The sequence below is a fragment of the Streptomyces sp. ATLC9 genome, from assembly GCF_057196705.1.
The window spans coordinates 1-11,966 of sequence record NZ_JBXUOY010000169.1 but is presented as its reverse complement, the minus strand read 5'-3'; the positions used below and the strand labels follow the sequence as shown (position 1 = coordinate 11,966).

The 11,966-nt window shown below is 72.9% G+C and carries 12 protein-coding genes and 2 pseudogenes; 9 read left to right on the top strand and 5 right to left on the bottom strand.

The genetic code is table 11. The annotated features are described in order from the left end of the window. The 8 genes and pseudogenes from AC2CJA_RS17660 to AC2CJA_RS17625 all read left to right on the top strand — a co-directional run. Positions 1-438: pseudogene (locus AC2CJA_RS17660) on the top strand (SCO6881 family protein); the annotation flags it as partial. 81 nt (positions 439-519) lie between these two features. Next, positions 520-1,992: an SCO6880 family protein gene (locus tag AC2CJA_RS17655; RefSeq protein ID WP_484603657.1), complete on the top strand. Its 1,473-nt coding sequence runs from the start codon at positions 520-522 to the stop codon at positions 1,990-1,992. 50 nt (positions 1,993-2,042) lie between these two features. Then, positions 2,043-2,513 (top strand): DUF6238 family protein, encoded by a 471-nt coding sequence (locus tag AC2CJA_RS17650; RefSeq protein ID WP_484603656.1) that lies wholly within the window; start codon positions 2,043-2,045, stop codon positions 2,511-2,513. A gap of 42 nt (positions 2,514-2,555) precedes the next feature. Next, positions 2,556-3,095 carry a hypothetical protein gene (locus AC2CJA_RS17645; protein WP_484603655.1) on the top strand — a complete coding sequence of 180 codons (540 nt, stop codon included), beginning with the start codon at positions 2,556-2,558 and terminating at the stop codon, positions 3,093-3,095. A gap of 42 nt (positions 3,096-3,137) precedes the next feature. Further along, complete coding sequence (locus AC2CJA_RS17640; protein WP_484603654.1) at positions 3,138-4,652, top strand: VirB4 family type IV secretion system protein; 1,515 nt, start codon at positions 3,138-3,140, stop codon at positions 4,650-4,652. 117 nt (positions 4,653-4,769) lie between these two features. Further along, entirely contained in the window at positions 4,770-5,873 is a 1,104-nt protein-coding gene (locus tag AC2CJA_RS17635) for a hypothetical protein (protein ID WP_484603653.1), read from the top strand. 34 nt (positions 5,874-5,907) lie between these two features. Then, positions 5,908-6,354, top strand: coding sequence for a hypothetical protein (locus AC2CJA_RS17630; RefSeq protein WP_484603652.1), 447 nt, complete (start codon positions 5,908-5,910; stop codon positions 6,352-6,354). Beyond that, the gene (locus AC2CJA_RS17625) at positions 6,351-6,695 is read left to right on the top strand and encodes a hypothetical protein (RefSeq protein ID WP_484603651.1); all 345 of its coding nucleotides are present in this window, start codon (positions 6,351-6,353) and stop codon (positions 6,693-6,695) included. The genes AC2CJA_RS17630 and AC2CJA_RS17625 overlap by 4 nt, the downstream gene beginning before the upstream one ends. 1 nt (position 6,696) lies before the next feature. On the opposite strand, the gene AC2CJA_RS17620 is transcribed toward AC2CJA_RS17625, so the two are convergent. The 5 genes from AC2CJA_RS17620 to AC2CJA_RS17600 form a co-directional block, all read right to left on the bottom strand. Further along, positions 6,697-8,076, bottom strand: a complete 1,380-nt coding sequence (locus AC2CJA_RS17620) for an SMI1/KNR4 family protein (RefSeq protein WP_484603650.1) — start codon at positions 8,074-8,076, stop codon at positions 6,697-6,699. Positions 8,077-8,392: 316 nt separating this feature from the next. Then, positions 8,393-9,451 (bottom strand): hypothetical protein, encoded by a 1,059-nt coding sequence (locus AC2CJA_RS17615; RefSeq protein ID WP_484603649.1) that lies wholly within the window; start codon positions 9,449-9,451, stop codon positions 8,393-8,395. Between the two features lie 100 nt (positions 9,452-9,551). After that, positions 9,552-10,265, bottom strand: a complete 714-nt coding sequence (locus tag AC2CJA_RS17610; protein ID WP_484603648.1) for an SMI1/KNR4 family protein — start codon at positions 10,263-10,265, stop codon at positions 9,552-9,554. 253 nt (positions 10,266-10,518) lie between these two features. Beyond that, entirely contained in the window at positions 10,519-10,749 is a 231-nt protein-coding gene (locus AC2CJA_RS17605; RefSeq protein WP_484603647.1) for a hypothetical protein, read from the bottom strand. Positions 10,750-11,340: 591 nt separating this feature from the next. Beyond that, positions 11,341-11,754: a DUF4839 domain-containing protein gene (locus tag AC2CJA_RS17600; RefSeq protein WP_484603646.1), complete on the bottom strand. Its 414-nt coding sequence runs from the start codon at positions 11,752-11,754 to the stop codon at positions 11,341-11,343. Between the two features lie 115 nt (positions 11,755-11,869). On the opposite strand from AC2CJA_RS17600, the pseudogene AC2CJA_RS17595 reads away from it, so the two are divergent. Beyond that, a pseudogene (locus AC2CJA_RS17595) lies at positions 11,870-11,966 on the top strand (IS5/IS1182 family transposase); the annotation flags it as partial.

Here is an 11,966-nt window from a genome sequence, read left to right as displayed (position 1 = left end):
GCCGGAACCGGCGGTGCCGCGGGCGGAGCGGGCGCCGGGGCCGGGGCCGCGCCGCAGGGCCCGGACGCGATTCCGGGCGGCGGTGGGTTCCCCGGTGACATCGCCCCCGCCTCGGTCGGCGGATGGGCCCGGAAGGGCCCGCAGGGCGGTGGGGGCGGTGACTCGTCCGGTGGCGATGCCGTCAAGTCCGGTCTGGAGAAGGCCGTACAGCCCGCGCCGACCGGCGTCACCGACGACACCGGCGGCCAGGTCGGCGGCGGTCCGGGCACTGCCGCCGCTGCCGGTGGCCCAGGGGCCGGTGCCACGCCCGGCCGGGTCGGTGGGTGGAGTTCCACACCGCCCACCACCACGCCTCCCCCACAGGGCGCTCCGCCGTCCTCCGGCTCACAGGCCGCCGACAGTGGTGCGGCGACCGCGCCGCCCCCGACGAGCCCCTGACCCTCCTCTCCCCGCCCGGGGGCGGGACGTGCACGCCGCTCCCCGCACCCGGGTCCCGCCCGCGCCCTCTGGACCAGTCCTTTGTCTGATCTTTCCGTCGCCCCGGTCACGGTGAAGTTCCCACACCGGTCGCGTCGCGGCATCCTCCTCGGCCTCTCCCTCCCCCAACTCCTCCTCGCATCGGCTGCGTTGGCGCTGCTGCTGGTGACGGTGGTCTCCACCGGCCTGCTCGGCGCAGTGGCGCTGGCCCCGCTGTGGGCCGCGGCCGCCGCGCTGGTCGTGATCCGCCGCCACGGCCGGTCCCTGATCGACTGGGCACCGATCGTCACCCGCTACGCGTACCGCCGCCGCACCGGGCAGACGCTGTGGCTGGCCCGGCCGGTCACCCGACCCCGCCAGGACGGCGTCCTGCATCTGCCCGGCACCACGGCCTCCCTGAAGGTCGCCACCCCCGGCGACTCGGCCAACGGCGCCGCGGCCGTCCACGACCCGCACCACCAGACCCTCACCGCCGTCGCCCGCGTCTCCTCCCGCGCCTTCGCCCTGCTCGACCCGGCCACCCAGAACGCGAACGTCAACGGCTGGGGCCGGGCCCTCGCCGGCGTCGCCCGCACCGGCCACGTCGCCCGTGTGCAGGTCCTGGAGCGCACCGTCCCCGACTCCGGCGACACCCTCTCCCGCCACTGGGCCCGGCACGGCCGGGCCGAGGCCCCGGTCGCCGGGCAGATCTACTCCGAGCTGGTCGCCTCCGCCGGACCGGCAGCCGCCCCGCACGAGACCTACCTCGCCATCTCCCTCGACCTGAAGGCCGCCAGGCGGCTCATCGGCCAGGCGGGCGGCGGACTGCCCGGCGCGTTCACGGTCATGGAGCAGACCACCTCCTCCATCACCCAGGCCGCCCGCAATGCCGGCCTGACGGTCACCGGCTGGCTGTCCGCCCGGGAGATCGCCGCCGTCATCCGCACCGCCTACGACCCGGGCGCCCTCGCGGCCCTGCAGCAGTGGTCCGACACCGGACGCGCCGAGGCCGGCCCTGCCGCCGCCGGGCCCGTCGTCCAGGTCGAGGAGTACGACCGTCTCGCCACCGACACCGCACGCCACGCCACGTACTGGGTGGAGAACTGGCCGAGGGTGGAGATGGGCGCCGGGTTCCTGCACGGGCTGATGTTCACCGCGGGCGTGCGCCGAAGCCTCTCGCTCGTCTACGTCCCGCAGGGGCTGGAGTCCGCGCTGCGGGACGTCCAGCGGCGCAAGGCGGCGATCGTCGCCGACGCCGGCGAACGCGCCCGCCGCGGCCAGGTCGACAGCGAGGAGGACTCCGTCGAGTACGCCGACGTCAAGACGCGCGAGCGGCAGCTCATCGCCGGGCACGCCGATGTCGCCCTGACCGGCCTGGTCACCGTCACCGCCGAGTCCGACGCCCTCCTCGACGCGGCCTGCGCGCAGATCGAGACCGCCGCCGTCACCGCCGGCGTCGACCTGCGCCGCCTCAACTACCAGCAGCCCGACGCCTTCACCCTCGGCGCCCTGCCGCTGGCCCGCACCGTCCTCTGAGCCCGACCCGCCCTCTGCCCCCCACACGGCGGCAGGAAGGAACCCGCTCTTTGACCTCTCCCCCGCGTCCGGACGACGCGCACCCCTACCTCCGAGCCGCCAGCGCGGGCATCCGCCACCACACCCGCGCCCTCGCCGAACAGGCGGCCGAGCCGCGAGCGGTGGTGGACCGCACGCACCTTGATGTGCTGCACGCCCACCTCACCGTCCTGCACCAGTTCCTCGACCACCTCTCCGACGCGGCCCGCCCTCCGCGTCCGGCCGCAGGCCGCCATCTGGCCACCGCGTGCACCCGACTGTGGCAGGCCGCCACCGCCGTCCACGACGCCTTCCACCTGCTGCCCACGGCACACCGGGACACCGACGGCGCGGAGTGTCACCCCGAACGGCTGCCCGACGGACCGCCGGTACTGACCATCTGCAGGCGTCACCTCGCCTCCGGCCACGCCGTCCGCCGCAAGACCACCCCCACCGACCTCAAGAGCCCGCCGTACGGCCACACCACCCACCGCGCCGCGTAGCCCTCCCCCACCCTTCACCCGGGCAACAGAAAGGCCCCGTTCTTGCGCAAGCTCACCCGCGCCGCCTCCACCGCCCTGATCGCCACCGCGGTGGCCGCCACCGGCCTGGCCACCGCCGCCCCGGCCTCCGCCGCCGGATACCGCTGCACCACCAGCCACAAGAGCATCGACGACGCCGCCTACAACGGGCCGTGGCCCGACAACTGGAACGTCACCACCACGATCTGCGCCAAGCGGTCCGGATCGTACGTGTACACCTACGCCAGGCTCTCCTGGGACGGCCCGGTCTACGCCCGGGCCGACGACAACGGCCTCTTCGACGGCGCCTACTTCCGGCTGCAGATCAAGCGGTCCCAGTCCGGCACCGACCCGGTCCTCACCTCCCGGGCCCACCACGGCATCGAGGCCCGGCTGGAGGACTCCACCAGCGGCGCCAACTACAACAACAACTACACCACCGGCACCCTCGCCTACCGGATCGGCAGCGCCCGCGGGCTCGGGGACGGCGAGCTGCGCCTGGACTGGAACAACGACGGCGACGGCTACCGGACCCACCGGTTCTCCGCCTCCCCCGTCGTCTGAGCCCGCCCCGCCGACCGCCCCGCTTGTGAAGGCCCGCCTGCCATGACTCACCGGTCCGCCCGCCGAGCCCGCCGAGCCTCGGCCTCTCCGCTGTTCACCCCGCACGGCACCGACCGCGCCGCCCGCAGGGCAGCCCGCCGCCGGCTCGCCGAGGCCACCGCCAAGGCCCGCTCCGCGACCGCCGGCCACCCGGCCGGACGCACACCGGCCGAGCCGGAGATGCCGCCTGCCGTCTACCCGGCCGGCGGGCGGCCCGGACCGGCCTCCGCCCGCGGCAACCGGCTAAAGCTGCCCGCCCACCGGATGACCACCGCGGTCGCCGCCGGGGCGTATCCCTTCCTCGCCGAGGGCGGGCTGGGAGCCGAGGGCGTCTACATCGGCCGCGACGTCCACGCGGAGGCGAGCTTCGTGTTCGACCCGTTCGCCCTGTACGGCCGTGTCGAGGGCTTCACCAACCCCAACGTGCTGCTGGCCGGGGTGATCGGACAGGGCAAGAGCGCCCTGGCCAAGTCCCTCGCGCTGCGCAGTGTGGCGTTCGGCTACCGCGTCTACGTGCCCTGCGACCCGAAGGGTGAGTGGACGCCGGTGGCCACCGCGCTCGGCGGCACCTCCGTCGCCCTCGGCCCCGGCCTGCCCGGCAGGCTCAACCCGCTGGACGCCGCGCCGCGCCCGGCCTCCGTCCCGGAGGCCGACTGGGCCGGGGAGGTCCGCAAGCGGCGCCTGCTGCTGCTCGGCTCCCTGGCCCGCACCGTCCTGGGCCGGGACCTGCTGCCGATGGAGCACACCGCCCTCGACATCGCCCTCGACGCCGTCGTCACCCGCGCCGCCGGCTCAGGCCGCACCCCGCTGCTCGGCGACATCGCCGCCGCCCTCAACAGCCCCGACCGGCTCGATGAGGCCGCCGGACTCGTGTCCGGGCGCCTCGGGGACGCGGCCCGAGACCTCGCCCACGCCCTGCGCCGCCTGGTCCACGGCGACCTCGCCGGCATGTTCGACGCGCCCTCTACCGTGAGCTTCGACCCCGCCTCGCCGATGCTCACCATCGACCTGTCCCGCCTCGGTGGCGGGGCTGACGACACCGCCCTCGTCCTGGCCATGACCTGCGCGAGCGCCTGGATGGAATCAGCCCTCACCGATCCGCACGGCGGCCGGCGCTGGATCGTCTACGACGAAGCCTGGCGCCTGATGCGCCACCCCGGGCTCCTCCAGCGCATGCAGGCCCAGTGGAAACTCTCCCGCGGTCTGGGCATCGCCAACCTCATGGTCATCCACCGGCTGTCCGACCTGCTCACCGCCGGCGACGCCGGATCCCGCGGCCGGGCCCTGGCCGAAGGGCTCCTGGCCGACTGCTCCACCCGGATCGTCTACCGGCAGGAGACCGACCAACTCCACGCCGCGGCCACCCTCCTCGGCCTCACCTCCGTCGAAGCCGAGGCCATCGCCCACCTCAACCGAGGCCGCGGCCTGTGGAAGGTCGCCGGACGCTCCTTCGTCGTCCAGCACCTCCTCCACGCCCACGAGCGGGCGCTCTTCGACACCGACGCCCGCATGCACTGAAGAGTCCGTGAGTTCGCGACTTCCGTGCCCCTGATTCCCATGAGCCCAAGGATGGAGTCTCGTTGAACAGACTATTCCGTCCCGCGGCTGCTGGAACCCCGACACCGGAGCCGGCCCATGGCTGACACACGGATCATCCTCGCCTACCGGCGCGGCGACGGGATCGTCGCCACCGCTCACGGCGAGAGGTACAAGGCAGCGCACCAGGCACTCGCCGCGTCCGGCTTCCGTCGCGGCGACGACTGGGTGCATCACCTGCCGTCCACGCGCCAGGACATCTCGCGTACCACTGTGGCCGACCTGATCCGCCACGCCAGGACACGCGGGGTGGAGGTGACGACCAGCAGTCGGCGGTTCCTCGGCGACACCGCTCAGGACATCGCCGGTCTCCTGCCCGGCAGGTGGGACACGCGCGTCGAGCTCTACTCCCATCCCGTGTGGCAGGGAGACCTGGTGCCGTGGTTGTGGGACGGCGGTGAACTCGCCCACGCCGTCCAGCACGAGCCGATCCCCTACGCCGCCACCCTCACCGACGCGGTTTCCGGAGCGACTCTGCTGCTCGTCGAGCACCCCGGCCGACGGCTCGGTTACCTGGTCGGCGCACTCGCCCCCGAGTCGTTCGAGGGAGGGCACGGCGACCAGCACGCCCCGCACAGCATCGTCCTGCCGCCATTCGCCGACCGTGCGGCCCTGATGATCACGGAGCGATACCTGCCCGCCTATGAGCGTGCCGTCCACGCCAGGCGGCTCGCGGCCGTCACCGAGGCTCTCGACCGCATTCGCGCCGAGCACGACATCTGGACCACCACCGCCACCTCAGGCCGGTACAGCGAGGCCACCTCCACCGACAGCACGGCGCTCGGCAAGGCGGCCGAGACGTTCCTGAACCGGGCCCGGGCCGAGTTCCTCGGCGTCATGCAGCACGCTCCCGCGCTCCTCGACCGGTGCCGTCCCCCGGCCACCGGCCGGCCCGAGGACGCTCGGATCCTCGCGCGTCTGGCCGACACCCTCATCGACGCCGAGAGCGTGGACAAGGACACCTCGCTCACCCGGCTGGAGCGGAACGCCCGGCTCTGGCCGGCCATCGACACCTGGCTCACCCACAGCGATCCGTTCCTCCGCCAGGCCCGCGCCGCAGCACCTCGCCGACGGCACCCGCTCCTGGCCGCCGCCCCGCCACTCCGAGCCCTCCCCCAGGGCCGTCATGCACCCCGCCGCTGACTCATTCCGCTTCCACCACAAGGAGAACCGCTCTTTGGAGCCCGGCACTCATTTCGTCTTCGGCACCCACACGGACCACGGCTTCGTCGCCGCCTTCACCTCTTCCGTGCCCGCCCACTTGGCGACCTGGTTCCTCACCCGGGAGCAGTTCGAGCCCGTCCCCGACACCCCCGGGCTGTTCCGGCTCACCGAGCCCGAGCGCGACGGTCCGCGCCGCGCACGCCAGGCCGTCCACGACCTGCGCCGCCACGGCTACACCGTGCACGCCGACCACGCCCTCGACCCCGCGGCCTCGTCCTCCCCACCGCGCCCGGCCCGGCCGAACGGGCTGATGGAACGCCGCAGCCGCCTGGCACAGGCAGCAGCCGGCCGCTCCCCGCAGCGCGGCACGGCACCCACCACCGCACGTCCGGTCCCGCCGAAGCCCACCTACTCACCCACCGCCCACCTGCCCGCCTCCACCACCGGGCGGCGCCGGTGAAGCCCGACGCCGAACCGATCCGCATCACCCGTGGCCAGGGCGGCGAGGTCGACGTCGACGGCGTTCTCGACTCCCTGGCCGGAGACATCCTGCGCCGGGCGGGCTTTCTGTTCGAGCCCTCTCTGCGCGGCCACTGGATCCGGCTCCCGTTCGACATGGGGCACGACTGGGAGAACCGGCGCGCGACCTGGGCCGCGGAGATGCTGACCACCGCCCGCTACCCGGTACGCCTCGCCCCCGACCTGCGTGCCGACGCCTCCGAGAGAACCGCACCCCCTGGACCGGCGCGTCCACCGGCCATGACCGCACAGGCCCCTCCCGGCCGCCGGGCCCGCCGCTGAGTCACACCATGGGGCCGAGGTGGCCCTCCAGGACGGTCCGGGTGATCGGGGGGCGATCCCACAGGGCGAGGAGATCGTTGGCCAGGGCCACGACCGGGAGCGGGTCCTGGTCGCCGTGGACCTCGATGGCGGCGGCCGACAGGCCGCGCGGTACGGCCCGGGCGTCGAGGAGGACGCGCCACTGCCGCGGTCCGAGTTTCAGGAACTCCAGCCCGGTCAGCTTGGCGATCTCCAGCGGGTCGGCGAGCGTGCCGGGGTAGGCGGTCAGGGTCCGCAGGCGCGGCAGTCCGGTGACGGGGGCGAGGCTGAGCGGCTCGCCCTCCAGTACGCCGATGGACAGGACCTCCAGCTCCGGGTGGGCGGCGGCCTCGACACTGCCCAGGCCGACGATGTTGACCCGGGCCACGGCCGGCGGCTGGTCCCCGCGCGGGCCGCGGCGCCCTTCGCCGCGTCCGTGCAGCACCAGGTCGGTGAGGGAGTCGGCGAGCAGGTCGGCGCCGATGCTCTGCTCGTGGTCGAGCATGATGACCTGCCCGGTGTGCCCGCGTGGGCCCGGTGTCAGATCGACGGCGATCAGGTCGCCGCCGCCGCTGTCGCCGAAGACGATCCAGCCGGGCGAGCCGACCAGGCACTGCACCGTGGCGTCCGGTGGTGTGACGGCCGTCTTCACCGCCGCGAACTCCCAGGGACGCGGGCGGGAGCGCACGTCGGCGACGCACAGGTCCTCCAGGGCGAGGAGTTCGCAGCCGACCGCCCGGGAGACGCGCTCGGCCGCCTCGTAGTCGCCGTCCCAGTCCTCCCAGCCCGCCCGGACCACCCGGTAGAGCGCCTTGAGTTCCTCGGGCAGCGCGACGCCCAGGCGTGCTTGTGCGGCGGCGATCTCCGCCTCGGTCGCGCCGACGGCGTCGGGGAGCCGCTGACGGAGCGTCCGCTCCAGCAGCGCCGGGTCCGCCGACCGGGCCGGTGCCGCCCCGGGCACCGGGTCGGGCAGGCGGCGCCAGGGCTCGGGAACGGCGTCCTCGACCAGGAGGAGCGAGCCCGGGTGCGAGCCGAGACCCGCCTCCACCGCGGGGCTGGAACCCCACAGGTGGAGCACCGCCCTTCCGGCCGGGGAGATCTCCGCCACGAAGGAGATCTCATCGGCGTTGGCGTCCGCGAGCGCGCTGCGCACCCGTTCCACCGCGTCGTACTCGGCCTGCCTGTCCTCGACCTGGGCGGCCCGCCCGGGCCGCCGGGACCGCCGCCGCAGGGGCACACTCCATCCGTGGTGGCCGATGCGTCCTGCCACCCGGCCGCCCGGGGCGGCCAGGCGCTCCGCGTTGGCGGCCCGCAGCAGCCGCAGCAGCGGCTCCCAGGTCGCGAGGTCATGGAGCGAGGACAACACTGCCTCCAGAAATTCCGGTGATCGTACGGAGCGCTTCGGGAGCGGACGGGCCGTGACGGTGCCCATCGCGCCCAGAGCGACGGCGGGAGGCGGCCGGACCCGCCGGCCGGCGCACCGCCGGGACGCCGGTGCCGACGCTCGCGCGGGAGCGGGAACCGGTGTCAGGCATGGTTCTGCTCACGAGAGTCGACGGCAGGTGTTCAGCGGTTTCGACAGCCCCCGGCGCGCTTCTTGTCCGTTGGAGGCCAAGTCCGAGTCCCGACTTCTGATCGCGGCGGCAGTCGACGCCGAGCGGTGGCGCCGGGCGATCGAGTCAGGACCTCCAGCAGGTGTAGGCGAACCAAGCCTGGGCCTCGTCGGCGGACAGCACACGGGTCAGCTCGACCGTCCCCGGGAGCATCGGGAAGAACCGGTCGGCGTTCCAACTGCGCGGATACATCGGTTCGTCCAGCACGAGGAGGCGTCGTCCCTCCACAACGGGGATGTCGTCGGGCAGCCCCTCGTTCCAGATCCGCTCCCCGTCCGGGGCGAGGAGCTCGAAGGCACCGGACGCGACGGTCTCCGTGCGCCCCTGGGCGGGCTCGGGGTCCGTGGCCAGGCGGACGCTTTCCGCCGACGGTGCGGTGCCGGGCACGTGGCCGCCGCCGACGAGTACATGGGCGAGCAGCGTGTGCAGCTGGAAGTTGTCCCCGATGCCGCCGATGCGCATTTCGAACCCGCTTCCGGTGGACCGGTGCAACACCACCAGGGGCTCGTAGTCCAGGATCGCCAGCGCGTAGGCCAGGCACTTCAGGTCGTGCCGCTCCAGGGTCGCCAGGTCGCGGCAGGCGGGGAGGAGTGCGGATGCGTGCCGGCGGCGCACCTCGGTACTCCGGCACAGCACGGCCAGCGCGGGGGGCTGCCACTGCTCGACCGAGCACCAGGCCAGCGCCAGCCGCAACGCCTCGTGCGCCTCCCCACCCAGCCGGGCCATCAGCGCGTCGTCGATGATCTTCTCGTCGGCCGCCGGCAGTTCGTCCCCGGCACCACCGGCGGCCCAGCGGCGGGCGAACTCCAGGGCATCGAGCAGGTCCCGGTGGGTGCCGTCGAGGATCGGCTCCGCACAGGCCATCGGATCGGCACCGCGTTCCACGCAGAAGCCGGCCATCGTCGCCAGCACCGGGCGCGGACCAGTGGGCGGAAAAGCGGGGAGCAGCGCGGCCAACCGAGGCCCCACCGGCACGCAATCGGTGCCTGTCGCCGACTGCAGACCACTCATCGCCGCGTTGAACGCACGCTCGGTGCGGCCACCGTCGCGAGCGGCCACCGCCTGCTCCAGCTCCGACACGACGGCGGCCAGATCCGCGGCCTTCTGCTTCCTTCTGAAGATCACCGGCACACCTTAGGCGCGAGACCTGACAGGTGTCATCAGAACACCGTCGTTCGACGATTCCGGACCGCTCCGTGCTGTCGAAGCCGGTGAACGTCTGCCGTCAGTTCTCGTGAACAAAGCCACAGGCATTCGAGGACGCCTGACGCACTGCGAGTTCGGCCTTCTCCAGCCAGTCGAGGTACCAGCGGGCGAACGTCACCGGCTGCCCGTCGGCGCCGAGGAGCGGCGCCAGATCGGCGTCGTCCGCCCGCCCGTCCGACCAGACCGTGCCGCGGTGTTCGCCGCTGACGACCAGCCACTGCCGCAGGGCACAGCCCAGATGGCAGATCACGATCGCGCCGGCGGTGCGCTCGGGAGCGAACATGACGGCGCCCCACCGCTCGTCCCACGCCTCGATCGCGTCGTCGAACTCCTCGATCTCCTCGAAGTCCTCCTCCTCGGGACGCTCGGCGAGGAGAGCCTCGACAATCTCGGGATCCGGCCCCTGCTCGGGAAACGGCCGGGCGAGCATGGACAGGTCTGCCAGATCGGCGCCGTCGCCCTCCCAGCGCCACCGGCCCTGCACGCGCCGCACCGGGAACAGGCCGTATGCGGGGCCCGCACCGCCCGCGCCGACACAGGTCAGGAACGTGCGGTACTCCTCCGGCAGCCGCACACCCAGCTGCGCCTCGAGCTCGGCAAGCTCATCCTCACGCAGCGGCTCCTCCAAGGCCCATCCATGCCCGTGCGCCCCGAACACCTCGCTGCCGGCCGCCGGGTGGGCGCCCAGTGCCATGACGCGCCGGCGCACACCCGTCCACCTCTGATCCACCATGCGCAGACCGTATGCGGCGCCACTGACACCGAGCCCACCCGGTGCACCCCTCCGCGCCGACGACTCGGAAACCCTCAACCGGCCCGCCCTGCGCTTCGCCGCCCCGCGAACGCCGGCGCGTCGCCTGCCCGGCCGGTCCCGGCTTCGCTCACGTTCGGCGGGACCGGGCACGAACTCCGTGAGGGTGAGCAAAGGAGTCCGGTCTCGGTGACGCAACGCCGTCCGCGGCCATGGCCGACGCCAGGACATGGGATTATCGGAGCGGCCCTTGTTCGTCGACGAACACCGTGGGCGTGGAGAGGAACACATCGGCCTCGACCGGGCCGTAGGCGATGTTGAACGTGTCCAGCCAGTACGACCAGCCCCGGATACCCGTCGCACTGCTGAAGCGGTAGTTGAGCTGCCGGCGCACCCACTGGCCGGGACCGAGCCGTACCGCCGGGGGACGCAGCGGCCGAGGCGGCAGGGCGAACAGAGGCTGCACCCGCGGGAAGACTCGCAGCCTTCCGCCGGCCTCCCGAAGCCGGACATCGACCCTGTCGCGGTCTTCCCACGTGGCATGGGCGTGAAGCCGTCACGCTCATGCATGCGCACCACGTGGGCGCAGGTGCCGGTCCCGGCAGGAGGGAGAGCGAAGCCGGCCGGGGCCGTGTTCCTGCGCGAGGCGGCCTCCTCTCCCCGGGACTCCTTCGTCCAGGACGTCCGTATCCACTGGACGGTGATCTCCACGGCGCACTCCCCCCGAGTCGTCAAGACGGTGCCGTTTCCAGCGAAACGATCTACGCGAAGCTGCGTGAGCAAGCTGCGCAAGCCGTCCTCGGCTGCGGGCAGACGCGAAGCCGCTGATAGGACAGGTCTCCGCCCATGATCATGCCCGTAACCATCAGAGGGCTTCGCGTTGGCCGCCTATGTTGCCACGCTCGACGTTCCGCGCCACGCCGTGCTGCACCCGGTCCGCCTGCTGGCCAGGCAATGGCGGCGCATCAGCGCTCCATGCGGAAGTCGGGCGCTCGGTCCGCTCCACCAGGCCGTGCTGGTGCCGCGCTGGTTCCGTGAACGCGGCTGCCCATCACGGCTACCGGATCTCCGTCGAGGTCGGGTGAAGGAAGAAGAGGCACTGATCTGCGTTGAACTCGCCTACCTCGGCGACGAAGCGGAACTTGTCACCTACGCCGACCGTGGCAGGGATCTTCTTGCCGGCCAGTTTCAGGTCAAAGACGTTGACATCCTCGTACTTGAAGGCCGGGCCGATCGTCGTGTTCGCCCCCTTGTCACCTGGGCCCAGGAGGAAGTCGTAGCGGGTGTCGTCGTCACCATGGGGGGCCATGTGCACGATCGAGCCGTTGAACGCGACCGTCCGCCCCTCGTACCTGGTTGCAAAGGCCAGGTTCGCATCGTCACACGAGTCTGCCTTCAGCAGCGCTGCGAACTCCGGATTGTTCTGCGGCGTGATCACCTCAGTGAGCTGTTCCCAGTAACCGTCGGCCACCGTCCGTGAGCGGGAGGCGCGTCGCGCGGTCCGCGGTATCCCCCAAGTCCGGGCAGGCATAAGGCCCCTGGTAGGAACGATCTTGCGACAGAAAGATCCGGCCGAGGGGCCTCACGTGCCGACCAGTGTCACATACACCGCCGTGCTCGATGTGAGGCGGTCCACCGCCGAGCACCTGGCCGGTCTCCTGCGCGACCACCGAATCGTGGCCA

Excerpts from the sequence above, each read along its gene's own strand:
- AC2CJA_RS17640 (WP_484603654.1), top strand. The coding sequence starts at position 3,138 with ATGACTCACCGGTCCGCCCGCCGAGCCCGCCGAGCCTCGGCCTCTCCG.
- AC2CJA_RS17635 (WP_484603653.1), top strand. The coding sequence starts at position 4,770 with ATGGCTGACACACGGATCATCCTCGCCTACCGGCGCGGCGACGGGATC.
- AC2CJA_RS17610 (WP_484603648.1), bottom strand. The coding sequence starts at position 10,265 with ATGGTGGATCAGAGGTGGACGGGTGTGCGCCGGCGCGTCATGGCACTG.